The organism is Tropicimonas sp. IMCC34043, assembly GCF_003390845.1.
Lineage (GTDB): Bacteria > Pseudomonadota > Alphaproteobacteria > Rhodobacterales > Rhodobacteraceae > Tropicimonas.
Genome location: NZ_QMEK01000001.1, coordinates 906,921 through 931,115 on the forward strand (window position 1 = coordinate 906,921; position 24,195 = coordinate 931,115).

Sequence of the window (24,195 nt, forward strand, 5' to 3'; positions counted from 1 at the left end):
CCTCCGCGCGATGGGAACCGGGGATGGAACGGTGGCAAGCCCGCCCCCGTCGCCAGCCGGCGCCGGGATCATATAATGCGCTGTTCCAGTTCCGACGGATCTGCGACAGAGACCTGCCAGAACGCCGCAGCCCCGTCCGGAAAGGTCGCCAGCAGCCGGTCCATATCGGATTGCCGAAGGTGCCGACGCAGCGCCCAGGCCACATCCTCGATGGCGGTCGCCGGTGTCAGGTTGTGGTGGGGCCGGATCTGGCGGACCTCCAGCGCCAACGCCTCGCGCGGGCCGAAGGGAAGCGGCGCCTCGGACGGGGTCCAATGGGCAAGGAAAATCGCGCGCAGCACGCAAGGCAGATGATCGGCGAAGCGCAGCCCCTGTTCGGCGGTCAACCGGCGCCGGAACACCTGAAACACCGCATCGACCGCGGTATATGTCATGTTGTCCGAGGTCAGGTTCATCCGCTCCTTCGCGTCGTCGAGAAAGGCGCGGAACTCCTTGCTGGCGTGGCGATAGGTCCAGGGCATCGGCATTCCCGGGCACTCCCAGTCCGGTCGGAACCGCCCGCAGTCTGGCCGTTTTGGCACGTTGCTGCAAGCTTCCGGTCCGGCGACCGAGGGGCCGTGTTAACGAACCGTCAACCACGCTGGCGCTAGCCTCTGGCGCGATGGTGGACGGGTCGGTCGCCCTGCGTCCCGGGTCCCGGGCGGGCGCAGCATGGCAGCGCATGACCGGGGCGATGTTGGCGCAGCGCGGCTTTCTGCTGCCCTGGGTGCCGGTGTTCCTGGGCGTCGGCATCGGGATCTGGTTTTCCCTTCCGGTCGAACCGGGCGCTGCCTTCTATGCCGCGGCGGCCGCCGCGACGATTGGGCTCGGGTTTGCCGGGCGTCGCGCGGGCGAGGCCTGGGCGCCGCTTGTCTGGGCGCTGTCGCTAGTGCTTGCCGGATCGTTGCTCGCCGGGCTGCGCGCGCATTCGGTGGCCGCCCCGGTCCTCGGCTTTCGCTATTACGGGGCGATCGAGGGCCGGGTCGTCGATATCGATCGCTCGGCCTCGGACGCGCCGCGGCTGACGCTCGACCGTGTGGTGATGGAGGATATGTCGCCCGCGCGGACCCCGGCGCTGGTCCGGGTCTCGTTGCATGGCGATCAGGATTATGTCGCGCTCGAACCGGGCCTGACGGTGATCCTGACCGGGCATCTGTCGCCGCCAAACGGGCCGGTGGAACCCGGCGGTTTCGATTTTCGCCGGCTCGCCTGGTTCGACCGGCTTGGCGCCGTCGGCTATGTCACCACGCCGGTGCTGGCGCTGATCCCGGCGCGCGACGGGCAGGCGGGGTTGCAGGTGTTCCGGCTGCGCATGGCGTTCAGCGCGTGGTTGCAGCGCCGGATCGCGGGTCAGGCCGGCGCCCTTGCCGCGGCGATCCTGGCAGGCGACCGTTCGGGGCTCGACCGGCCGACCATCGACACGCTGCGCAACTCGAACCTCGCGCATCTGCTGGCGATCTCGGGGCTGCATATGGGGCTGCTGACCGGCGTGGTCTTTGCCACGCTGCGCGCCGGGATGGCGCTGATCCCATGGCTCGCACTGCGGTTTCCGATCAAGAAGATCGCGGCGCTTGGCGCGCTGACGGTCGGGGCGGGCTATCTGGCGCTGTCGGGCGGATCGGTTTCGACCCAGCGGGCCTTTGTCATGATCGCGGTGATGTTCGGCGCGGTGCTGCTGGAAAAACGTGCGGTCTCGCTGCGCTCGGTCGCGATCGCCGCACTGCTTCTGCTGCTGTTCCGCCCCGAGGCGCTGCTGGGCGCGGGGTTTCAGATGTCATTTGCCGCCACCACGGCGCTGGTTGCGGCCTTCGGGTGGCTTCGCGACCGGCGCGAGGGCCTGCCACAGCCGCCGCGCTGGCTGGCGCCGGTGCTGGCGGTGGTGATCTCGTCCGCCGTCGCCGGGGCCGCCACGGCGCCGTTTTCGGCCGCGCATTTCAACCGGCTTGCCGACTATGGCCTGTTGGCCAATCTGCTGTCGGTGCCGGTCATGGGCGCGGTGGTGATGCCCGCGGCGGTGGCGACGGCGCTGCTGTGGCCCTTCGGGCTGGCCGGGATCGGGCTTTGGGTGCTGCAGCTCGGTCTCGACTGGATCCTGACAGTGGCCGCGCGGGTCGCAGCGATCGAGGGCGCGGTCAGCCATGTGCCGGCGCCCGGTCCCGCGGTGCTGCCGGCGATTGCGGCGGGGTTCCTCGTCGTGATCCTCTGGCAGGGGCGTTGGCGCTGGCTCGGTGTCTTGGGCATTCTGGCCGGTCTGGCGCTTTGGCCGATGGCCGAGCGGCCGGCGGGGTTGATCGCCGATACCGGCGGTCTGGTCGGGGTGCTCGGCCCGGAGGGGCGGGCGCTGTCAAAACCGCGCGGCGACAGCTATGCAGCGCTTGCCTGGCTCGAGAATGACGGCGACGGCGCGGATCAGGAAGTGGCCTTCGCCCGGCCCGGATTCAGCGGCGAAAAGGGCGATCTGCGCGCATCGCTCGGCGGGGTGACCTTGCGCGTGCTTGGCGGGCGGGGGGTGCGCACGCGGCTTGGCGCGACTTGCGGGCCAGAGATCGTCGTGATGAGCCAGCCGCCGGACCGCCGGCCCGATGGACCTTGCGTGATCTTCGATCCCGAGGCTTTGCGAAAGACCGGCGCAGTGGCGCTGTTCAACGGGCCCGAGGCGCTTCGCATCGTCACCGTCGCCGAGCGGGCGGGACAGCGATTGTGGACTTCACGGCAACGCTAGCACCGCCGTTCCCGTGGCGGTGCTGTCGGTCGGCCCGCCAACCGCGCCTGTCTGCCGCCGTTGCGCGGAAACCGCGCAGCGCTTCAATAGGTTCGGATCAGCCCGACCAGACGGCCCTGCACCTTGACCTGATCGTCGCGGAACAGCCGGGTTTCATAGGCCGGGTTGGCGGCTTCGAGCGCGATGGTCCGACCGCGGCGGCGGAAACGCTTCAGCGTCGCCTCCTGCCCGCCGACCAGCGCCACCACGATGTCGCCGTCATCTGCGGTGTCCTGTTCGCGGATCACCACGACATCGCCATTGTTGATCCCGGCCTCGATCATCGAATCGCCCTGAACCTCGAGCGCATAGTGATGGCCCTTGCCGATCATCTGTCCGGGCACGGCGACGGTGTGGCTGACCTCGCTGATTGCCTCGATCGGCACACCGGCGGCGATCCGGCCCATCACCGGAAGCTCGATCGCATGGATAGTGATATCCCGGGCGCCCGCAGGGCTGGCGGCGGGGCGCGATGCAACCTTGTGGCGGGTCGGGGGCGGCGCCTTGCCGTCGACCACCACGGGGCGGAACACGGTCTTGGCCTGCAGCGCATCGGGCAGCTTCACGATCTCGATGGCACGGGCGCGGTGGGCGAGGCGGCGGATGAATCCGCGTTCCTCGAGCGCCGTGATCAGCCGGTGGATGCCGGATTTCGAGCGCAGGTCCAACGCCTCCTTCATCTCGTCGAAGGACGGAGGAACGCCGTCGCGCTGCACCCGCCTGTGGATGAATTCCAGAAGGTCGAGTTGCTTCTTGGTCAGCATGGCACCCCCTTGGACCGCGCGAAGAGCGTCGCGCCTGCATCGGTGTTCTGCCAGTGTTCACGTTTTGTGTCAATGCCCCGGGGCGAAACAGCGGGCAAGGGACGGCTCAAATGGGCAGAATATCGACCATTTCGCCGATCCGACGCGGCCCGTCGGCCACGGGCCGGATCAGCAGCGCATCGGCATTGGCCAGAACCGTCAGCAGCGCACTGTCCTGGCGATTGAACGGTGTCACGGTTCCGTCGGGGGCCAGCGTGGCACGCATGTAGTGTTCGCGGTTTCCGTTCGCAGGCAGGTTGACCCCCAGCGGGGCGCTGCGGCGCTGTGCTGCCTCAGCCGGAAGACCCTGCATCGCGCGCAGCAGCGGAAGGATGAAGATGTGCCCGCAGATCATTGACGAAACGGGATTTCCGGGAAGTCCAATGACCATCTTTCCGGCCAGCATGCCGGCCATCAGCGGCTTGCCGGGCCGCATCGCAACCTTGTAGAAGGCGCGCGCCATTCCAAGCGTTTCCGCGACCTTGCCGACAAGGTCATGCTCGCCGACCGAGGCGCCGCCGATCGTCACCAGAAGATCGGCGTCGCCCGAGAGCGCAAAGGCCGTCCCGAGGCTTGCCTCGGTGTCGCGCGCGATCGGCAGCAGCCGGACCTCGGCGCCCTCGGCCTCGCAGATCGCCTTCAGCCCGACGCCGTTCGAGGCGATGATCTGATCGGGTCCCGGCGTCTCTCCGGGCATCACCAGCTCGTCGCCGGTTGCCAGGATCGCGACCACGGGGCGGCGGAACACGACAAGGTCGGGGGCGTTCATCGCCGCGGCCAGCGCCAGATCCGCAGCTCGCAGCCGGCGCGGGGCCGGCAGCGTGTCGCCGGGGCGAAAATCGCCGCCTGCGGGACGGATGTTGTCGCCGTGACCGCCCGGCGCGGCGGTCAGCGTTACCCAATCGCCGTCGCGAACGGCGTCTTCCTGGATCGCCACGGCGTCGGCGCCGGCGGGCACCGGGGCGCCGGTGAAGATCCGCACCGCCTCGCCGGGGTCCACCTTGCCGTCAAAGGCACGGCCGGCCGGTGCCTCTCCGATCACCCGCAGCCGGGCGCCTGCCACATGATCGGCGGCGCGGATCGCATAGCCATCCATGGCCGAGGCAGCGAAGGGCGGCTGGGCGCGGGTTGCGACCACAGGCTCTGCCAGAACCCTGCCGGCTGCCCGGGCAAGCGGCACGCGCTCGGTCCCGAGCGGTCGGGTCAGTGTGAACAGGCGCGTCAGCGCTTCGGTCACTGATATCATGGCTCAGCCTCGAAACGGCCCGACTTGCCGCCATCCTTGAAGGTGACGCGGATGCCGCCGATTTCCATGCCGCGTTCCGCGGCTTTCAGCATGTCATAGATCGTCAGGGCGGCGACCGAGACGGCGGTCAGCGCCTCCATCTCGACGCCGGTGCGGCCGGTCGTCTTGACCGTCGCGACGATCCGGACCCCCGGCAGATCGGCGTCTGGGGTCAGTTCGACAGACACCCGCGTCACCGGAAGCGGATGGCACAGCGGGATCAGATCGGCGGTGCGCTTTGCCCCCATGATACCGGCCAGCCGCGCAACGCCCAGCACATCGCCCTTGGCGGCGGTGCCGTCCTCGACCAGCGACAGGGTCGCTGCGGACATCCGCACATGGCCCTCGGCCACGGCGGTGCGGGCGGTCTCGGCCTTGTCCGAGACGTCGACCATATGGGCCTTGCCCGAGGCATCGAAATGGGTCAGCGGCATCCCGGCCTCCGGTCCCGGACTCACATGCCCCCGCCATGGGCGGCGGTCAGCGGATTGGCGAGCATCTTGCGGGTTGCTTCCTTGACGTCGGCCTCGCGCATCAGGCTTTCGCCGATCAGGAAGCAGCGGGCGCCATACATGGCAAGCTCGGCCAGCTCCTTCGGTCCGGAAAGCCCGGATTCCGAGACGATCAGCCGGTCTGCCGGGACGTGCTTGATCAGGCTGCGGGTCACGTCGAGCGAGGTCTCGAAGGTGTGCAGGTTGCGGTTGTTGATACCGATCAGACGCGATTTCAGCGCGCTGGCGCGTTCAAGCTCCTCAAGGTCATGGACCTCGATCAGCGCGTCCATCCCCCAGGCCGCCGCCGCCGATTCAAGTTCGGCCGCCTGCGCGTCCGAGACGGCCGCCATGATGATCAGGATGCAGTCGGCGCCAAGGGCGCGGGATTCGGGCACCTGATAGGGCTCGAACAAGAAATCCTTGCGCAGCACCGGCAGGTCGGTTGCATCGCGCGCGGCGCCAAGGAAACTGTCCTCGCCCATGAAGGACGGCCCGTCGGTCAGCACCGACAGGCAGGTCGCGCCGCCGTCCTGATAGGCGTGCGCAAGGCTTGGCACATCGAAATCCTCGCGGATCAATCCCTTCGAGGGACTGGCCTTCTTGATTTCGGCGATCAGGCCATAGCCGGTCTTGGTTGCCCGGGCGAGCGCATCGGCAAAGGGCCGCACGGCGGGGGCGGCACGGGCCGCGGCCTCGACATCCTCCAGCGGGCGCGCGGCCTTTCGGGCGGCAACGTCCTCGAGCTTGTAGGTTCTGATTTGGTCCAGGATGGTTGGGGTCGTCATGCCGCCTCCGGAGTCGTCCAGTTGATGGGGGCCTGACCGCGGTCGGTGAGCCAGGTATTGATGCGCGAAAAGGGGCGCGAGCCGAAAAAGCCGCGCCGCGCCGACAATGGCGAGGGGTGGGCGGTCTCGATCCTCAGATGATCGGTGCCGGTGACCGCGCGGGCGGCCGTGGCCTGAGCCTCGCGGCCCCAGAGCAGGAAGGCGCGCGGCGCGCTCGACAGATGCTGCAGCATCTGCATGGTCAGCCGCTGCCAGCCAAGGGCCTTGTGGCCGTGGGCGGCCCCGGCCGGAACGGTCAGCACGGCGTTGAGCAGCAGCACGCCCTGCGCGGCCCAGAACCGCAGGTCGCCATTCGGCGGTGCGGCGCCAAGATCCTCGGTCAGTTCGGCATAGATATTGGCCAGCGACCGGGGCAGGGGCCGCACCTGCGGCTCGGCCGAAAACGCCAACCCATGGGCATGACCCGGCGTCGGATAGGGGTCTTGCCCCAGGATCACGACCCGAACCGCCTCGGGCGCCGTCAGCGACAGCGCGGCAAAGACTTGGCCCGCGGGCGGCAGCACGGGCCGGGTCTCGGCGCTCAGCGCGGCCTCGATCGCCGGAAGATCCTCGCGAAAGAACGGAAGCTCGCCCCAACTGCCTATGGACTCGGTTGGCAATCTCATGTCGCGCTGGACGTCATCCGTGCCAACCCCTCGACCCTGGCCTTTGCGGCACCGCTGTCGATGCTGGTCCGCGCGATCTCGACCCCGGCCTTCAGATCCGCCGCCATGCCAGCCACGATCAGCGCGCCCGCGGCATTCAGCAGCACCGCATCGCGATAGGCTCCGGGCTCGCCTGCCAGCAGCGCGGCAAAGGCGCGGCCGTTTTCCTCGGGCGTGCCACCGAGAATTGCCTCGAACGGATGCACCGGCAGGCCCGCATCCTCGGGGCCGACCTCGAATTCCGAGATCCGGCCGCGGTTGAGTTCGGCGACGATGGACGGCCCGGCGATCGACAGCTCGTCGGTGCCGTCCGCGCCATGGACAAGCCACGCCGCGTCCGATCCCAGCGCCTGCAGCGTCTCGGCCATGGGACGAACCAGCGCGGCGCTGTAGGTGCCGGTCAACTGGCGTTTGACCCCGGCGGGGTTGGTCAGCGGGCCGAGGATGTTGAAGATCGTGCGGGTGCCAAGCTCGGTTCGCGTCGGCATGACGTGGCGCATCGCCGGGTGATGCATCGGCGCCATCATGAAACCGATGCCGATCTCGACCAGGGCACGTTCGACCACATTCGGGCCGACCATGACGTCGATCCCCATGGCGCCAAGTGCGTCCGCCGAGCCCGACTTGGAGGACAGGTTGCGGTTGCCGTGCTTGGCGACCGGAACGCCGGCGCCTGCGACCACAAAGGCGGCGGCGGTCGAGATGTTGAGTGTGCCCTTGCCGTCGCCCCCGGTGCCGACGATGTCGATGGCGCCGGCGGGGGCGTTCACCTTGTTGCACTTGGCGCGCATCACGCGGGCGGCGGCGGCGATTTCCTCGACCGTTTCGCCACGGGTGCGCAGCGCCATCAGGAAGCCGCCAATCTGGCTGGGGGTCGCGGCGCCCTCGAACAGCGCGTCAAAGGCCGCTTCGGCCTCGGCCGCGGTCAACGGGCGGCTGGCGGCGATACCGATCAGGGGCTTCAGGATCTCGCTCATGCCGGCACCCTCACCATCTCGAGGAAATTCTTCAGCATCAGGCGGCCATGTTGCGAGCGGATGCTTTCGGGGTGGAATTGCACGCCCTCGAAAGGCAAGGTCCGGTGGCGCAGCCCCATGATCGTGCCGTCGTCGAGCCAGGCCGAAACCTCAAGGCAGTCGGGAAGGCTGTCGCGGTCGACCACCAGCGAGTGATAGCGCGTCGCCTCGAACGGGCCGTCGATGCCCTGAAACAGCCCTTTGCCGTCGTGGTGGATATGGCCCATCTTGCCGTGCACGATCTCGTGGCAGCGCACGACCTTGCCGCCAAAGGCCGCGCCGATGGTCTGATGGCCAAGGCACACCCCAAGCAGCGGGATCCCGGTTTCGGCCGCAGCCGTCGCAAGCGGCATGCAGATGCCGGCGGACGGCGGGTCGCAGGGCCCGGGAGACAGCACGATCGCCTCGGGGCGCAGCCCCATCGCCTGCTGAACGTCGAGTGCATCGTTGCGCCAGACATCGACCTCAGCCCCCAGCTCGCCCAGGTAGTGGACGAGGTTGTAGGTAAAGCTGTCGTAGTTGTCGATCAGGAGCAGCATGGCAGAATTTCCGGGCAAATGGGCCGATCAATTGGGGGTGAACCGGCGTAGCGGTCGCGTTATACATGTTCAGAGGCATCCGCCGGGGTCAAGCGCATCCGCCCCCGCGACAGGGCGCCCGAGGCGACAGAGCAACGACGCGAGGGGCGAGAGGAACATGGGACGCGGGATCCTGGCGGGCCTGGTCTGGGGCAGCATTCTCTCGGTTCTGGTGCTTGGCGTCGCCTCGCAGATGGCGCCGTTGCCCGACCGGCAGGGCCGCGATGCGGCGGGCCCGGACACCTCAGGCGATGCCGTGTCTGACCCGGCGCCGGGATCTGGCATGGCTCCGGCAAAGGCGACCGATGCCGTCACCGCCCCGGTCGGCCCCGAGGATCCGGCCGTGCCGCGGCTGCCGGTACCGGCGCTGCGCGAGGCGCCGGGTTCTGCGCCGATGGCACGGCTGGCGCAGCCCGAGGCCGACACACTCCCCGAGGCTGCGAGTTCGCTTGCCTCGGGTGATGCAACGTCCGGGCAGGCCCCAGTGTCCGCTTCGGTGTCAGGGACGACGACAGCCACCACGAGACCCGTAGAAACCGGCGCAACAACCGATGCGGCGAAGGTCGACCGTGGGGCGCCGTTGCCCAACTCACGTTTGCCGTCAGGATCCGCCGCGCAGTCCGACGCAGTCTCCGCCCCGGGGGCCGTCGCCTCGGAAGTGGCGGTTCCGGCGGGGTCAGAGTTTCGCCGGGCGCTGCCCGACACCGAAGCGCGGTTGCCCGCGGCGACCGACCCGCTGGCCAATCCCGAACTGCCTGTCGCGCCCGCGGCGGTGACAAAGCCTGCGGCCGCAGGCGCCTCGCTGCCAGCGGCAGGCCAGCCCGCGCGACCGGCGACGCCCGGGATGGGGATCGATGCCCCCTCGGCGCCCGACGCCGACGAGGCCGCGCCGACCGCGGCCGAGATCGCGCCTGCCGATCACGAAACGACGGCCCCTGCGGTGGTCAGCCCCGCCGAACCTGATCTGCCCGAGATCACGCCCGAAGCCCCGGCTGCCGCAGCCGACCTGCCAGCGTCGGCACCGCTTTCGGGCGAGGATGCCGAGGCCCCGAAGCTTGCCCCTCCCGAGCCGGGAGGGGCGCTGCCCGCCGTGGCGCCTTTGGGCGACGCCGAGGTGCCGCGCGCCGCCGCCGCCGGCCGTGTGCTCGCCGCGGATTCGGTGGCAGAGGACCCGGCGCTGCAGCCTGTCGTCATTGCCGCCGCGAAGGAGCCCGACGTTGCTGCGCCAGGCCGCCCCGGCGCGGCCCCTCCGGACGACGAACCCGCCGCATCCGCGCATGCCGCCGACCCGGAGCCGGACAGATCGCGCCCGCAACTCTCTTCGGACGAGCGGTTGCCGCGCACTGCCCCGACCGCCTTGCGGGGTCCGTCGCCGGCACGGCCCAGGGCGATCCCGGCTGCAACATTCGCGGTGCCGCTGGGCGATGCCCTGACCCGCAACGCGGCGCCCTTCGATCCGCCGAAGGACAAGCCACTGGTCTCGGTGGTGCTGATCCACAGGCCCGCGGGCGCGGCGTTGCCGTTGCAGGACTTGCGCGCGGTCGGGGTGCCGGTTGCGGTGGCGCTCGACCCCGCCGATCCCGGGGCTGCTGCGGCCGCCGCCAGCCTGCGCAGCGCGGGGATAGAGGTGCTGGCGCTCGGCCCGGCGCTCGCTCCCGATCTCTATGCCGCCGATGCCGAAGCCCGGATCGTGGCCGATCTCAATGCGCTGCCCGGGGCGCTTGCGCTGATGGAGCCCGACGCGGGCGATTTTTCCGGAAGTCCGGCGCAGGCGGTCGCGGTGACAGAGGCCGCTGCCCGGAACGGCCACGGCATTGTCGTCTGGCCCGACGCGCACGACCGGATCGGCCCGGCGGCGGCGCTGGCCGACCGTCCGCTTGCCCGCATCTTCGCGCCGCTCGATGCAGGCGGCGAGGACGCGGCGGCGATACGGCGCGCGCTCGATCAGGCGACGGACAGCGCGGTGGCGACGGGCCGAACGCTGGTCGTCGGTCACACGCGGCCCGGGACGCTTGCGGCGCTGAGTGGATGGGCCGCGACGCCGGGCCTGCGTGGTCTTGTGGCGCCGGCCCCGGTGTCTGCGCAGTTTACCGCGCAATGACGCCGGATCGGGGCGCCGGGACGTCCCATCGCATGACAGCCGCCGCCAGATCAGGCAGGTTTGCCCGAAGCGGTGCCGCTGCGCGGCCGGTGGAGACGGTGAACATGGCAATTGACGAGACGCTCGCGGCCCGGATGCGAGACGGCTTGGCCGGGCAGGCGGGTCTGTCGGAAAAGCGGATGATGGGCGCGATCTGCATCTTCGTCGACGGCAACATGCTGGGCTGCACACATCGCGATCGCAGCACCGGGATCGGCTATTTCATGTTTCGCATCGGCCGGGATCAGGCGCGCGAAGTTGCAGGCCGTGCCGAAGCCGAACCGATGATGCAGGGCCGCCGGCCGATGCCGGGCTTTTTTCGCGTCGCCGAGAGCGATTGCGGCGACCGGGTTCTGGGCGAATGGCTGGTGATGGCGCTGCGCCATGCCCGCAGCCTGCCGCCGAAATGACGCGAAGCGCCGCGATCCCATGACGAGGGGTTGCGGGCACAGGATAGGCCCGCGGACAGCGGGCGGAACAACGAGACGGCAACCGGGAGGATCGGACGAGTCATGTGGATCACGCTTTACGCACTGGGGTATTTCCTGCTGGAGGTCACGGCGATCTGGTTTGCCTATCGCGCGGTGGCGCGGGCACGCACGCCGCAGGGATCGATCGCCTGGATTCTGTTCCTGATCCTGACACCGGTGCTGGCGGTCCCGGCGTTCCTTGTGCTCGGTCACTTCAACTATCCGGGGTATGTCATAGCGCGCCGGGATTCGGCCGAGGCCATCGCCGAGATGGACGTGATCGGCCGGCATTGCCCGGCCAAGGGCGACGGCGGCCCCTTCGGCCTTTCCGCGTTCGAAGGGCTTGCCCGGCTGCCTGTGGTCTCGGGAAACACGATCGATCTGCTGATAGACGGCGAGACCATCCTCGATGCACTCTGCCGCGGCATCGACGCTGCCGAATCCTATGTGCTGTCCCAGTTCTACATCCTGCGCGACGACGAGACCGGCCGGATCTTTGCCGATAGCCTGAAGGCTGCGGTCACGCGCGGGGTCTCGGTGCGGCTTCTCTACGATTCGGTGGGCTGTGCGGGGCTGTCGCAACGCTATCTCGACGATCTGAAGGCCGGCGGGGTCGAGGTAGTCGATGCCAACCGGATCTATGGCCCGAAGAACCGGCTGCAGATGAACTTTCGCAACCACCGCAAGTCGGTGATCGTCGATGGCCGCGAGGCCTATACCGGCGGCATGAACATCGGCGACGAATACCGCGGGCTGGTGGCGAAATACGGCGACTGGCGCGACACCTTCTGCCGGCTGCGCGGGCCGGCGGTGCAGCAGTTGCAGCTGGTCTTTCTGGAGGACTGGCACTGGGCGACCAAGACGCGGCCGTCAGGCGGGCTGAACTGGGAGGTCTCCCCGACCGAAGGGGCCGCCGATGCGCTGGTGCTGGCCTCTGGCCCCGGCGATCCGATGGAGACCGGCAGCCTGTATTTCTGTGCCTGCATCACCCGGGCGCGCAAGCGGCTGTGGATCGCGAGCCCCTATTTCGTGCCCGACATCGACATCCTGAGTGCGCTGAAGATCGCCGCGCTGCGCGGGGTCGACGTGCGGATTCTGGTGCCCGAGATCATCGACCACAAGGTGACTTGGCTTGCCGCGTTCGCCTATTTCGACGAGGTGCGCGCAGCCGGGGTGCAGATCTGGCGCTATACGCCGGGCTTTCTGCATCAAAAGATCGTGCTCGTGGACGACGAACTGGCCTCGATCGGCACCACGAACATGGACAACCGCTCCTGCAGGCTGAATTTCGAACAGACCGTGCTGGTTTTCGACAAGGCGGTTGCAGCCGAAGTGGCGCGGATGCTGGAAGACGATTTCACCCGTGCCTATCTGTTGGAGACCGATCTGTCCGGCCAGCCCTGGTCGCGGCGGGTCGGCGCGCCCTTTGCCCGGCTGCTTGCGCCGATACTCTGAGGGACAACCGGGGAACCCGATGGTCACACGCCTGAGACTTGTCAGCTACAATATCCAGAAGGCGGTCGGCATCGACTTTCGCCGCGATCCCATGCGCATTGTCGAGGTGGTGAACGCGATGGACGCCGATGTCGTGGCGCTGCAGGAGGTCGACAAGCGGTTGGGCGAGCGGCCCTCGGTGCTGTGCCGCCGCCAGATCGCGGCGGAGACGGATTTCGAGATCGCGCCACTTTCCACCAACGAGGTGAGCCTTGGCTGGCACGGCAATGCGGTGCTGGTTCGGCGCGGGCTGCGGGTCACCGCGACCGACCGGATCGACCTGCCGGGGCTCGAGCCGCGCGGCGCGGTGCGGGTCGAGATCGAGACCGGATCGGGCGCGCTGTCAGTGGTCGGCGTGCATCTGGGGCTGGTCCGGTACTGGCGGCGGCTGCAACTGGAGGCGATCCGGGTGCGTCTGGGCGCGGCGCCACGGCGGGCGGTGGTGATGGGCGATTTCAACGAATGGTCGCAGGATCGCGGGCTGGAAGCCTTTGACGAGGACTTCGACGTGGTAAGCCCGGGGAAGTCGTTTCACGCGGCGCGGCCGATTGCCGGGCTCGACCGTTTCGCGCTCGGGCGCGATCTGGCGCTGCTTGATGCCGGGGTCGAGACCGGGCCGCTGGCAAGCCGCGCCTCGGATCACTTGCCTATCTGGGGTGATGTCGAACTGGAAGCATCGCAACCAGCGCCAGGCCGATCAGGACCCGGTGACGATGCCGGGCCTGTTGCCTGACGCGCTAGAGGTCCTTCTGGTCGGGCAGCAGCAGATCCGCGCCCGGCTTGTTGTCGATCCAGTAGGCAAACAGCCGGTGAAACACCGACAGGATCACCGGGCCGATGAAAATGCCCACCACACCATAGGCGATCAGACCGCCGAGGACGCCGACGATGATGACCAGCATCGGGGTCTGCAGCCCGCGCGACATGAAGATCGGTTTCAGGATATTGTCGACGATGGTGACCGGCGCAATCAGCACCGTGAACAGCAGCGCCTCGCGGGTGTCCATCGTTACCCATGCCCAGATCACCACCGGGATCAGGACCGGTCCGGCACCGATCTGGATGACCGCCAGCAGCAGCACCGCGAGCGCGAGCGGCCCCGCCGCGGCGATCCCGAAGGCGCCCATGACGATGCCCGCCATCAACGCCTGAATCACCGCCACCCCGATCACCCCGCGCGAGACGTTGCGCACCGTGGCGCCGGCCATGTCGACCAGCGCCGGGCCGTTGCCCTCGAAGACCCGGTCGGCAAAGCGGCGCGCGGTGTCGAGCAGTCCCGGCCCGACGATCAGCAGGATCCCCATCAGCAACACCGCCAGCAGCATGGTCAGCAGCCCGAGCCCGACACCTGCCGCGCGCTCCAGCAGCACGGTGGCGGTCTTCACCAACGTCGGGCCGAACTGCGATGTCATCGATTCGAGGTTGCCGTGGGCACCCGTCCAGAGCGCATGCAGCTGCGGCCCGATCACCGGCCAGCCGCGGATCGTTTCGGGCGGCAGCGGCACATGGAACGACCCGGTCTTGAACCCCGCGGTCACGATCTGGCTCGCCTCGACGATCCCGGTGGCCAGCAACGCGACCGGTCCGAGCGTGATCGCCAGCCCGGCGAAGGTCAGCAGCCCCGCCGACAGCCGCGCCGCGCCGCCAAGCATCCGGGTCAGCCAGGCGTGAATCGGAAACACCGCAACGCACAGGATCACGGCCCACAGCACGAGCCCGATCAAGGGGCGGACCAGCACCAGCACGGAATAGAGAAACAGCGCGAGAATTCCGAAGCGGATGGCAAGGTCGATCGCGTGACTGTCGGTTTGGCGCGACATGGCACTGCTCCTGATGACGGGTTTGGGCCAATAACACACGCCGCCCAGCGGCTTGCAAGAAAAAGCCGACCGCTCGCTGCACCTGCAGCGCTTGTACCCGGGCGGGCGGATCGCCACATTCCCCGCATGGAAAACACGCTGATACGGCCCGCCGAGGCTAGGGATGCCACAGACTTTGTCCGAGTGATCCGCGCCGCCTATGGCCCCTGGATCGGCCGGTTGCAGGGCTTGCCCGATGTCGATGCCGGGGTCGCCGAGGAAATCGCGCGCCACCCGGTCTGGGTTGCCGAAGACCCCGACACGGGCCGTATCCTTGGTGGTCTGGTCCTGCACGAGGGGGAGGAGGCGGCCGTGATCGCGAACCTTGCGGTCGATCCCGATTGCGGCGGCAGGGGGATCGGGCGCGGCCTGATGGCCGCGGCCGAGGCCCATGCGCTGGCACAAGGCCAGCACCGCATGACGCTGTCCAGCCACCGCGACATGACGCCGACGCTGCAGTTCTATCTCAGGGACGGCTGGGTCGAGACCGGGCGCGAGGGCTATCGCGTCTTCATGGAAAAGCGGATCTGATCAGCTGTTGCCGCCGCGCACGAACCGCCCTGCATCCTGTGCCGCGGCGCGGATCGCGCGCGACTTGTTCACGGTCTCCTGCCACTCGGCTTCGGGGTCGCTGTCATAGACGACGCCGCCACCGGCCTGGATATAGAGCTTGGCATCCTGCAGCACTGCCGTGCGCAGGGCGATGCACATGTCCATGTCGCCATCGGCCGCGAAATAACCCACCCCGCCGCCATAGACGCCGCGCTTTTCGGGTTCGAGTTCGTCGATGATCTCCATCGCGCGCACCTTGGGGGCGCCCGAAACGGTGCCGGCGGGCAGGCCGGCCAGAAGCGCCGACAGCGCATCCTCGTCCGGTTTCAACGCGCCCTCGACGTTCGAGACGATGTGCATGACATGGGAATAGCGCTCGATCACGAATTCCTCGGTCGGGCGCACGGTGCCGATCCGGGCGACCCTTCCGACGTCGTTGCGCCCCAGATCGAGCAGCATCAGATGCTCGGCCATCTCCTTCTCGTCGCTCAGCAGGTCCGCCTCGAGCGCGCGATCCTCGGCCTCGGTCTCGCCGCGCGGCCGTGTGCCGGCGATCGGGCGGATCGTCACCGTGCCGTCGCGCAGCCGCACGAGGATCTCGGGGCTGGCGCCGATCACCTGGAACCCGCCGAAGTTGAAGAAGAACATGAAAGGCGACGGGTTGGTGCGGCGCAGGCTGCGGTAAAGCGCGAAGGGCGGCAGCGGGAAATCCACCGTCCAGCGCTGCGAGGGCACGACCTGAAAGATGTCGCCGGCGCGGATATAGTCCTTGGCCTTCTCGACCGCGGCCTTGTAGCCCGGTTTGGTAAAGTTCGAAACGGGTTCGCCGACCACAGCCGCCTCGGACAAGGTCCGGGTGCCGTCCGACAGCGGGCATTCAAGGCTGCGCACTGCGTCCATCACCCGCTCGGCCGCCTGGGCATAGGCCGCGCGCGCCGGAATCCCGGCGCCGGCAAACGCGGGCGCAACCACGATCACCTCGCCCTTGACCCCGTCCAGCACCGCAACGACCGAGGGCCGCATCAGCACCGCATCTGGCAGGCCGAGCGGATCCGGATTGACGTTGGGCAAGTGTTCGACCAGCCGGATCATGTCGTAGCCGAGATAGCCAAACAGCCCCGCCGCGGACGAGGGCAGGCCGTCGGGCAGCTCGATCCGGCTTTCGGCGATCAACGCCCTTAGCGAGTCGAGCGGCGGTACGGCCTCGTCCAGAAAGGCGTCGGAGTCGAACCGCGCCTTGCGATTGATCCGCGCCCGCGTTCCGTCGCAGCGCCAGATCAGGTCGGGCTTCAGTCCGACGATGGAATAGCGGCCGCGCGATTCTCCGCCAGTGACGGATTCGAGCATGAAACTGTCGGTGCCCGCGGCGGCGAGTTTCAGCATCAACGACACCGGGGTGTCGAGATCGGCCGCGAGGCGGGCATAGACGACCTGATTGTGCCCGGCATCAAACCGGGAGGCAAAGGTCTCGAAGTCGGGGAAAAGCTGGGCCATGGCGATCAGCGGAAGACCTGACTGTGCACGGAGTTCACTCCGGCATCGTTGACCGAGACCCCGGCCTGACCGACCAGCGCCTGCACGTAATAGAGGAAGGCGTCCGAGGCGATCCCTTGGGTGATCTGGTTGCCAATGGCCGCCTGCAGCTGGGCCGTGCGCGGATCGGAGGCGTCGGGTTCGGCAATCGACTCGAGCTGGACCAGCACCGCGCCGTCGGGCAGGCCAACGACCTTGCTTTCGCCCTCTGAAAGGCTGAACAGCGCATCCGACATTACCGTTTCGCTGGCCTCGGCCAGTTGCATGCGGGTGGTGCCGTCCGAGGTTTCGACCTCGGCGCCAAGATCGGCAATCGGTGTTCCGGCGTCGAGCTGCGCCTTGGCGGCCTCGGCATCGGCCACGGCCGCGGCAGCGGCCTGCGTCTGCCTCCAGGCTGCGACGACCTCTTCACGGACCTCGCCCAGGTCCTGCTGACGCGGCGGCAGTACTTCGTCGAGCCGCAGCGCAAACACCCCGCCGCCGTCAAGTTGATCAATCTGCGGGAAATCGCCGTCGCCCAGGGCCTCGGCGGCACTGCGGAAGGCAGCGTCCTCAAGGATCGGGTCGGTCGAACCGTCCCAGACATCGACGGTGGCAATCTGCATCGGCGTCTCGGCGGCAAGATCCTCGAGCGTCGCGCCGCCCGCGAGACGGTCGTCGAAATCGCTCGCCATGTCGGCGATCTTGCGCTTGGCCGCATCCTCGCCCAGTTCGGCCCGCAGCTCGGGCGCGGCAGCCTCGAACGAGATCTCGCGTGCCGGCAGCACCCCGTTCATGCGATACAGCGCCGGGCCGAGGTCGGAGGGATAGGGGCCAACGACGCCGGGGTCCGTCAGCCCGAAGACCGCATCGCCCGCCTGGCCAAGGTCCTCGCGGCTGACCGCACCCTCGTCCACATCCTGAAGTGTCAGTCCGCGGCCTGCGACAAGCGCCGCGAAATCGGTGTTGCCGGCATCAAGCTGGGCCTTGGCGGCCGCGGCCTCGTCGGCCGTGCCGAACACCAGCCGTTCGACCAGCCGCCGTTCGGGGATCGCATATTGGTCCATCCTATCGGCATAAAGCGTGCGCAGCGCCGCCTCGTCGATATCGACGCTGTCCAGCACCATGTCCGGGGTCAGTACCGCATAGGTCACGCGCTTCATCTCGGGCAGAATGTAGGCGGCCTTGGTCTCGTCGAAAAAGGCGGAAAGCTCGGCGTCGGTGGGCGTGCCGATTGCCGCCAGACGGCTGTCGGTATCGAACCGGATCGCGCTGAACCCGCGGCGCTCGCCAAGCCAGGCAAAAATCAGTTCGAGCCCGCCCCGCGGCGGCGCAAGACCCGCGGCGACCGAGGTCTGCAGGATCTGGCGCGCGGCTTCTTCGCGCACATTGCTTTCGAACTCGGGCACCTTGAATCCGGCACGGCCGATCGCGTCCTCATAGGTTGCCTTGTCGAACTTGCCGGTCGGGCCGGCAAAGGCGGGCAGGGCGGTGATCCGGCGCGCGACTTCCTCGTCGCCGACCGAAATGCCCATATGCGACGCCTCGTTGTCCAGCGCGGCCTCGGCCACCAACTGGCCGCGGATCTGCGCAGGCAGGCCCTTTGCCTCCATTGCGGCAAGGCTGACGTCGCCGGCACCGGCGGCCTGTTGGGCCCGCACCGCCTGATTCAGGGCGCGGAAATACTGCTGTGCCGTGATATCCCGGTCGCCCACGGTCGCAACCGTGGTGGCGGTCCCGCCGAAATTCCGGATACCGAAGCCGCCGAGGCCTGCAAACAGCAGGGCCATCAGCCCGTAGACGAGGATATGTCCGGGCTTTTTCCTGCTCATGGTCGCACTCAGCCTCCTGCGATTTCAGTGGCGTTTGTCTAGGACGCCCTGCGCGGGGAGGCAAGCGCCCATGCCGAGGCGCCGCCATGGCGGTGCCCTTGCGGCAGGCATAGCCGGCTTTGCCTGCCCAAAAGGTCAACAACGGATGGAATCGGCTTGCTGCGCCGCAGCAATTCGAGCGGTCCATTCGGTGCCAGATGATAGATTTGTGACGCAGACACCGAATTTACGCCAACCATGGTCGTGTGCGACATCGTGTCAGGCATCCGCGCGCCGGGAAAGATCCGGACCGCGCCTGAATGTCCGGACCGCGCCATCGACCTTGCCACGGCACGAGCCCGCCGGGACCTGCCAATGACAGATCCGCCGCCCGAACCAGGCCTCGGGCCAATGCGGCAGAAGACAGGGAGACCATGGAAACAGCGCCACAGGCGTAGCAACGAAAGGCATAGCGATGCGAAGGAGCCGGGAGACAAGCAGACGAAATGTTCTTGGCTGGCTGGCCGGGGGTGGGGCGGCCCTGGCAATGGGCCCGCTCCGGGCCGACACGGATACCGATCAGGACAGCGGCGTTGTCGGTGGTGTCGGCTATGAAGCCAGTCAAAGCCCGATGCTGGTCACCGTCGACGGAATGACCCCTGACCTCGACGGACCGCTCGATCTGGTGCTGTGCCTGTGCATGGACGTCAGCCATTCGGTCAAGCGCGGCACCAATGGCGAACCCGACGAGTTCCGGCTGCAACTGGAAGGCACCGCGACCGCGCTCGAGACGCCGTCGGTCCGCGACGCCATCCTGGCCAACCCGGGCGGGGTCGGGGTGCTCTGCACCCAGTTTTCCGACCGGGCCGCACAATCGGTTGGCTTTGCCGTACTGCGAAGCGAGGCAGACATCGCCCGATATGCCGATCTGATCCGCACGAGCCCCGCGGTCCTGCCGCGCGGCGGAACCTCGATTGCCCGCGGTCTCAGCCTCAGCGGCGCCAAGATCCGGCAGGTGCATACCGTCCTCGGCTACGAGTATTCCCGTGCCGTGATCGACATCAGTGGCGATGGCCGCCAGAGCGCCGACTACTGGTATCAGGCGCTGCCGACCGTGATTCAGCAACTTGCGGTGCAACATGGCATCGTGGTCAACGGAATGGCCATCCAGAGCCCCGACGACGATCTCGATGTGCTGGCCTATTATCAGGAACGGGTCGATACCCCCGCGGGGTTCGAATATGTCTCGCCGGGCAGCCAGTGGGGCGATCCTGTCACCGCCGGACGCTCGTGGTCGGCCAACTCGCCAGAAGATTTCGTGCGCAACATGGAGATGAAGCTGCGCTACGAGGTCTCGGAAATGGCGCCGCCGCACCGGCAACGACGGGTGGTGCCGGTCTAGCGCGGGCGCAAGGTACGCCACCGCGACAGACCGTCAGGTCCGTCTCGTCAACAGGCCGATCTCGCCGATCTTTGTCCCGCCGCCCGACCGGTGCGGCAGCCGCCACTTCTTCTGTTCGAAAATATCCCGGGGGAGTCGCGGCCTGCCGCGACGGGGGCAGCGCCCCCAGGCGACCGTGCCGCAATCCCTACCACCGGTCCGTCGCCGCTGCCGGTCACTCGGTTCCGCGATAGGGCTCGACGTATTGCAATGCCATGTCCCAGGGGAAGAAGATCCAGGTGTCCTGGCTGACCTCGGTGATGAAGGTATCGACCATCGGCCGGCCCTTCGGCTTGGCATAGACGGTCGCGAAATGCGCCTTGGGATACAGCCGGCGCACCAGTTCCAGTGTCCGCCCACTGTCAACGAGGTCGTCAACGATCAGGATCCCCTCGCCGTCGCCCATTGTCGCGGCATCGGGGGCCTTCAACACGATCGCGTCCATCCGGGTCTGGTGGTTGTAGGATTTCACTGAAATCGTATCGACGATGCGAATGTCGAGTTCGCGCGCGACAATCATTGCCGGCGCCATGCCGCCGCGGGTGATCGCGACCACCGCCTTCCAGGAACCGCCCTCGATCGGCCCGTGCCCGTCGAGGCGCCAGGCCAGCGCCCGGCTGTCGCGGTGGATCTGGTCCCAGCTGATGTGGAACCCTTTTTCATGAGGCAGGCGGTCGGTCATGGCGCGTTCCTTGGCTTGCCGCCCGTGCTCGGGCGCGCTTGCGTCAGCGGGCTTACTTGCGGGGGGCGGTGGCGTCGATGTCGGGCGCGTCGACGGCCTTCATCCCGACCGCATGATACCCTGCATCCACATGGTGGACCTCGCCGGTCACGCCGGCGCCAAGATCGGACAGCAGATACAGCGCCGACTTGCCCACGTCGTCGATCGTCACGTTGCGCCGCAGCGGCGAATTCAACTCGTTCCAGCGCAGGATATAGCGGAAATCGCCGATGCCGCTCGCCGCCAGCGTCTTGATCGGCCCGGCCGAGATCGCGTTGACGCGGATGCCGTCCTTGCCGAGGTCCTCGGCCAGATAGCGCACGCTTGCCTCGAGCGCCGCCTTGGCTACGCCCATCACGTTATAGTGAGGCATCACCTTCTCGGCGCCGAAATAGGTCAGCGTCAGGCACGAACCGCCGTTGGTCATCAGCTTCTCGGCCCGCTGGCACATCGCGGTGAAGGAATAGACCGAGATGTCCATCGACATCGAAAAGTTGCCGCGGCTGGTATCGACATAGCGGCCGCGAAGTTCGTTCTTGTCGGAAAATCCGATGGCGTGGACGATGAAGTCGAGACTGCCCCAGGCCTTCCCGAGCTGGTCGAACACGGCATCGAGCGATGCCTCGTCGGTGACGTCGCAATCGGCCATCTGGGTCACGCCCAGTTGTTCGGCCAGCGGCAGCACGCGCTTCTTGAACGCCTCGCCCTGATAGGTCAGCGCAAGTTCCGCGCCGGCACCGGCGCAGGCCTTGGCGATCCCCCAGGCGATGGATTTGTCATTCGCCAGACCCATGATCAGGCCGCGCTTTCCGGCCATCAGCCCTGTTGTCATCCGATCCTCCGCCGCTGGGTTCGCCTTTGGGGTCCTTTAGGGCAAGCGACGGGTCAGAGGCAAGAGGACGCGCAACCGCGCGGGTCGGTGGCAGGTTGGCTCTGGCCTGCGCGGCACACCGGGTGTAGCCAGTAGAGGCAACGGGAAAAGGCAGGACATGAGCGACCGCAGCGGCATCTTTGCAGGAGACGATCCTTTCGATCTGGCACGCGCCTGGCTTGCCGAGGCCGAAGCGAGCGAACCCAACGACCCGAACGCGATCGCGCTCGCCACGGTCGATGCCGAGGGCCTGCCGAACGTCCGCATGGTGCTGTTGAAGGAAATCGAGGGGCAGGGGACCGACGGCGCCTTCCTCTTCTATACCAACTACGGCAGCGTGAAGGCGGTCGAGATCGATCAGTCGGGCAAGGCCGCGTTCGTGATGCACTGGAAAAGCCTGCGCCGTCAGATTCGGGTGCGCGGCACCCTGACCCGCGAAGACGGTGCAAAGGCTGACGCCTATTATGCCTCGCGGTCGCTGAAATCCCGGCTCGGCGCCTGGGCCTCGCACCAGAGCCAGCCTCTGGCCTCGCGCGCGGCGCTGTTGGCCGAGGTGGCGCGGGTGACAGCCGACAAGGGGATAAGCCCGCCGCGGCCGCCATTCTGGGGCGGCTACCGGCTGCGACCGGTGGAAATCGAGTTCTGGGCCGATGGTGCGTTTCGTCTGCATGACCGGTTCCGCTGGTGCCGCGCGGGGGAAACCGGGTGGCAGGCGACCCGACTTTCACCGTGAATCGGCGGAAACTCGCAGATCCGCGGGGGGTGTTGGTCTGACCTTAGGTAAAAGTATCGGGGCGCCTTGATGCGGCAAGGCGACCACACTACAGTCGGGATCGATAGACAGACCGAGGTTTTCTCCGGTAATGTTCCTTAATAGGCTTTGTTTCGTACAAAAGTCCGCTCAGTAGCTCGCCCTGGAAACAGGGCATGGAAATGGTGGCCAATTGGGAACCGACAAGGATGACATTGGAAGCGCGCTGCCGGTTGTCGGGCGCGTGAAGTGGTTCGATCCCGGCAAGGGGTTTGGGTTCGTGGTAGCCGATCTGGGCGGACCGGATATCCTGTTGCATGCGAATGTCCTGCGAAACTTCGGCCAGTCTTCGGTTGCGGACGGGGCCGAGGTCGAGGTGATGGTGCTGCAGACCCTGCGCGGAATGCAGGCGATCGAGGTGCTGCGGATACTGCCGCCGGAAGAATCCGGTGCGCTGCCGCTCGAGGACATGGCGGCGATTTCGCCTGAAGAACTTGCTGCGCTGCCGCTGGAGCCTTCGCGTGTGAAGTGGTTCGACAAGGGCAAGGGCTTTGGCTTTGCCAATGTCTTTGGCCGCGACGAGGATGTGTTCCTGCATGTCGAGGTCTTGCGCCGGTCCGGGCTGGCCGACCTGCAGCCGGGCGAGGCTGTGGCCTTGCGCGTGGTGCAGGGACCGCGCGGCCGCATGGCGTTCGAGGTCGCGGCCTGGGAAAAGGCGATCCGGAACGGCGAGCGATGAGTCGCCGCCTGGTGCGGGGTCGGTTGGTCACGGGGCGCATCGCCGCGGCGCGCGCGGCCTTGGTCCGCGGCGGCCGGATCGGGTTTCTGGCATTGCTGGTCGGGGCGTCCTGCGGGGCGGCACAGGCGGCCTGCGATCCCGGCGAGGTCGCAATGCGCGGCGATTGGGGCCGCGCCCGCTTTGCCGTCGAGATCGCTGACGACAACGCCGAACGGGCCCAGGGGCTGATGTTTCGGGAAGACATGCCAAAGTCGGCCGGTATGCTGTTCGTCTACGAGGCGCCGCAGCATGCCAGTTTCTGGATGAAGAACACACTGATCCCGCTCGACATGATCTTTGTCGATGCCCGGGGCGTGGTGACCCGCGTTCACTCCGGGGCTGTGCCGGGCGATTTGACCCCGATTGACGGCGGTTCCGGCGTGCTCGCAGTGGTCGAGATCAACGCCGGCCTCGCCAGGGCGATGGGAATCGGCCCGGGGACCGAGTTGCGTCACCCGGCCTTCGGTGACTCGGCGGCCTGGCCCTGCACCGAGTGAAAATCCCGGCCGACTGAATGCCTCGGCTGGGTGGCGACTGGCGCACCAGCAGGCCAGTCGCAGCGTGAGACTCGTCTCCTCGTCAAATTGCCGATGCTCCTGCCCGTGGCACGGGGCCGAAGCCGCGGGGCTCCTGCCCGTCGGATGCGCCACGCCGGTTCGGCCAGGCACGCTGCGCGTGCGATTGCGCCGGCTTCCGGCAGAGTGCCTTTGGGCCCAGATCGGCGAACGAGGGGGCTTCCCAAGGGTGCGCTCCTTGCGTAGGAAGGCCGGTGTCGGGGCGTGGCGCAGCTTGGTAGCGCGACGGTTTTGGGTACCGTAGGTCGTAGGTTCGAATCCTATCGCCCCGACCATTTTCCTATGAGCATCGGACTAAGAGGCACAGGCCCGGTGCGGGCCAACGGGTCGGATGCGCTCGCCCTCTCGCGGTTCGAGCCAGCCAGGCACCAGATGTGGTGTGTCCATTCCGCTACTGCGCCGGGCCATGCTGCGGGTGCAGCATTTGCGGCTTCTCGCGCAGACTATCCCGCGCCTCCCCCTCAGAATCCCATATTTTGTTGATGCTGCCACGCAGAATACCTTAACTTGCGGATTGTTAACGAATTTTCCAAGAATCGGGCAGGGGCCACGCGCCTGATACGGGTCGGTAGGTCAAGCGAAAAATCTGGGTCGGGAGACGGATATTTCCGTTGACCATCGGTGCCCATATACGTCAGTTTGTGTTGGCGGGCGAGAGATCCACAATATGTTGTAGCCGAAACGACATGGACTGGATCACGCAGCGGAGGAGGATCGCAGGGTCGGCCAAGAGGACAGTTGGCCCTGATGCGTCC

General features: G+C 67.6%; 23 protein-coding genes and 1 tRNA gene. 11 read left to right on the forward strand and 13 right to left on the reverse strand.

Annotated features, from left to right (window positions below):
- Window positions 1-68: 68 nt before the first annotated feature.
- Entirely contained in the window at window positions 69-527 is a 459-nt protein-coding gene (locus DQG17_RS04190; protein WP_116131502.1) for a DUF2267 domain-containing protein, read from the reverse strand.
- 194 nt (window positions 528-721) lie between these two features.
- Between DQG17_RS04190 and DQG17_RS04195 the strand changes: the two genes are divergently transcribed.
- Entirely contained in the window at window positions 722-2,761 is a 2,040-nt protein-coding gene (locus DQG17_RS04195) for a ComEC/Rec2 family competence protein (RefSeq protein WP_116132578.1), read from the forward strand.
- An 83-nt stretch (window positions 2,762-2,844) separates the two neighbouring features.
- Here the strand turns inward: DQG17_RS04195 and lexA are convergent, their stop codons facing one another.
- From lexA to DQG17_RS04230, 7 genes are all read right to left on the reverse strand, one after another.
- Window positions 2,845-3,564 carry a transcriptional repressor LexA gene (lexA, locus tag DQG17_RS04200; RefSeq protein WP_116131503.1) on the reverse strand — a complete coding sequence of 240 codons (720 nt, stop codon included), beginning with the start codon at window positions 3,562-3,564 and terminating at the stop codon, window positions 2,845-2,847.
- A 106-nt stretch (window positions 3,565-3,670) separates the two neighbouring features.
- The gene (gene glp / locus DQG17_RS04205; RefSeq protein ID WP_116131504.1) at window positions 3,671-4,849 is read right to left on the reverse strand and encodes a gephyrin-like molybdotransferase Glp; all 1,179 of its coding nucleotides are present in this window, start codon (window positions 4,847-4,849) and stop codon (window positions 3,671-3,673) included.
- Window positions 4,846-5,322: a cyclic pyranopterin monophosphate synthase MoaC gene (gene moaC / locus DQG17_RS04210; protein WP_116131505.1), complete on the reverse strand. Its 477-nt coding sequence runs from the start codon at window positions 5,320-5,322 to the stop codon at window positions 4,846-4,848. The genes glp and moaC overlap by 4 nt, the downstream gene beginning before the upstream one ends.
- A gap of 20 nt (window positions 5,323-5,342) precedes the next feature.
- Window positions 5,343-6,167: an indole-3-glycerol phosphate synthase TrpC gene (gene trpC, locus DQG17_RS04215; RefSeq protein ID WP_116131506.1), complete on the reverse strand. Its 825-nt coding sequence runs from the start codon at window positions 6,165-6,167 to the stop codon at window positions 5,343-5,345.
- Complete coding sequence (locus tag DQG17_RS04220; protein WP_116131507.1) at window positions 6,164-6,832, reverse strand: uracil-DNA glycosylase; 669 nt, start codon at window positions 6,830-6,832, stop codon at window positions 6,164-6,166. Before DQG17_RS04220 ends, trpC begins: the two co-directional genes overlap by 4 nt.
- Complete coding sequence (trpD, locus tag DQG17_RS04225) at window positions 6,829-7,848, reverse strand: anthranilate phosphoribosyltransferase (RefSeq protein WP_116131508.1); 1,020 nt, start codon at window positions 7,846-7,848, stop codon at window positions 6,829-6,831. Before trpD ends, DQG17_RS04220 begins: the two co-directional genes overlap by 4 nt.
- Window positions 7,845-8,426, reverse strand: a complete 582-nt coding sequence (locus tag DQG17_RS04230; RefSeq protein WP_116131509.1) for an aminodeoxychorismate/anthranilate synthase component II — start codon at window positions 8,424-8,426, stop codon at window positions 7,845-7,847. The genes trpD and DQG17_RS04230 overlap by 4 nt, the downstream gene beginning before the upstream one ends.
- A gap of 157 nt (window positions 8,427-8,583) precedes the next feature.
- Here DQG17_RS04230 and DQG17_RS04235 point away from each other — a divergent pair, with 157 nt between their 5' ends.
- The 4 genes from DQG17_RS04235 (at window position 8,584) to DQG17_RS04250 (ending at window position 13,302) form a co-directional block, all read left to right on the forward strand.
- Complete coding sequence (locus DQG17_RS04235) at window positions 8,584-10,566, forward strand: divergent polysaccharide deacetylase family protein (RefSeq protein WP_116131510.1); 1,983 nt, start codon at window positions 8,584-8,586, stop codon at window positions 10,564-10,566.
- 104 nt (window positions 10,567-10,670) lie between these two features.
- Window positions 10,671-11,015: a TfoX/Sxy family protein gene (locus DQG17_RS04240; protein WP_157973521.1), complete on the forward strand. Its 345-nt coding sequence runs from the start codon at window positions 10,671-10,673 to the stop codon at window positions 11,013-11,015.
- A gap of 102 nt (window positions 11,016-11,117) precedes the next feature.
- A complete protein-coding gene (gene cls, locus DQG17_RS04245; protein WP_116131512.1) occupies window positions 11,118-12,530 on the forward strand; it encodes a cardiolipin synthase in 1,413 nt (470 codons plus the stop codon).
- Window positions 12,531-12,549: 19 nt separating this feature from the next.
- The gene (locus DQG17_RS04250) at window positions 12,550-13,302 is read left to right on the forward strand and encodes an endonuclease/exonuclease/phosphatase family protein (protein WP_116131513.1); all 753 of its coding nucleotides are present in this window, start codon (window positions 12,550-12,552) and stop codon (window positions 13,300-13,302) included.
- Between the two features lie 4 nt (window positions 13,303-13,306).
- On the opposite strand, the gene DQG17_RS04255 is transcribed toward DQG17_RS04250, so the two are convergent.
- A complete protein-coding gene (locus DQG17_RS04255; RefSeq protein WP_116131514.1) occupies window positions 13,307-14,389 on the reverse strand; it encodes an AI-2E family transporter in 1,083 nt (360 codons plus the stop codon).
- A 126-nt stretch (window positions 14,390-14,515) separates the two neighbouring features.
- On the opposite strand from DQG17_RS04255, the gene DQG17_RS04260 reads away from it, so the two are divergent.
- A complete protein-coding gene (locus DQG17_RS04260) occupies window positions 14,516-14,959 on the forward strand; it encodes a GNAT family N-acetyltransferase (protein WP_116131515.1) in 444 nt (147 codons plus the stop codon).
- Here DQG17_RS04260 and trpE read toward each other — a convergent pair whose 3' ends face one another.
- On the reverse strand, window positions 14,960-16,474 hold the full coding sequence (gene trpE, locus DQG17_RS04265; RefSeq protein ID WP_116131516.1) for an anthranilate synthase component I: 1,515 nt from the start codon (window positions 16,472-16,474) through the stop codon (window positions 14,960-14,962).
- A gap of 5 nt (window positions 16,475-16,479) precedes the next feature.
- Window positions 16,480-18,324, reverse strand: a complete 1,845-nt coding sequence (locus DQG17_RS04270) for a peptidylprolyl isomerase (RefSeq protein ID WP_116131517.1) — start codon at window positions 18,322-18,324, stop codon at window positions 16,480-16,482.
- A 526-nt stretch (window positions 18,325-18,850) separates the two neighbouring features.
- On the opposite strand from DQG17_RS04270, the gene DQG17_RS04275 reads away from it, so the two are divergent.
- A complete protein-coding gene (locus DQG17_RS04275) occupies window positions 18,851-19,705 on the forward strand; it encodes a DUF1194 domain-containing protein (protein WP_157973522.1) in 855 nt (284 codons plus the stop codon).
- A 214-nt stretch (window positions 19,706-19,919) separates the two neighbouring features.
- Here DQG17_RS04275 and gpt read toward each other — a convergent pair whose 3' ends face one another.
- Both gpt and fabI read right to left on the reverse strand, forming a co-directional pair.
- The gene (gpt, locus tag DQG17_RS04280) at window positions 19,920-20,426 is read right to left on the reverse strand and encodes a xanthine phosphoribosyltransferase (protein WP_116131519.1); all 507 of its coding nucleotides are present in this window, start codon (window positions 20,424-20,426) and stop codon (window positions 19,920-19,922) included.
- 52 nt (window positions 20,427-20,478) lie between these two features.
- Window positions 20,479-21,297 (reverse strand): enoyl-ACP reductase FabI, encoded by an 819-nt coding sequence (fabI, locus tag DQG17_RS04285; RefSeq protein ID WP_116131520.1) that lies wholly within the window; start codon window positions 21,295-21,297, stop codon window positions 20,479-20,481.
- 157 nt (window positions 21,298-21,454) lie between these two features.
- Between fabI and pdxH the strand changes: the two genes are divergently transcribed.
- The 4 genes from pdxH (at window position 21,455) to DQG17_RS04305 (ending at window position 23,715) form a co-directional block, all read left to right on the forward strand.
- On the forward strand, window positions 21,455-22,069 hold the full coding sequence (gene pdxH, locus DQG17_RS04290; RefSeq protein WP_116131521.1) for a pyridoxamine 5'-phosphate oxidase: 615 nt from the start codon (window positions 21,455-21,457) through the stop codon (window positions 22,067-22,069).
- Between the two features lie 211 nt (window positions 22,070-22,280).
- Window positions 22,281-22,826 (forward strand): cold-shock protein, encoded by a 546-nt coding sequence (locus tag DQG17_RS04295; protein WP_116131522.1) that lies wholly within the window; start codon window positions 22,281-22,283, stop codon window positions 22,824-22,826.
- Entirely contained in the window at window positions 22,823-23,362 is a 540-nt protein-coding gene (locus DQG17_RS04300; RefSeq protein WP_116131523.1) for a DUF192 domain-containing protein, read from the forward strand. The genes DQG17_RS04295 and DQG17_RS04300 overlap by 4 nt, the downstream gene beginning before the upstream one ends.
- A 276-nt stretch (window positions 23,363-23,638) precedes the next feature.
- Window positions 23,639-23,715 (forward strand) — tRNA-Pro (locus DQG17_RS04305).
- The last annotated feature ends 480 nt before the right edge of the window (window positions 23,716-24,195 follow it).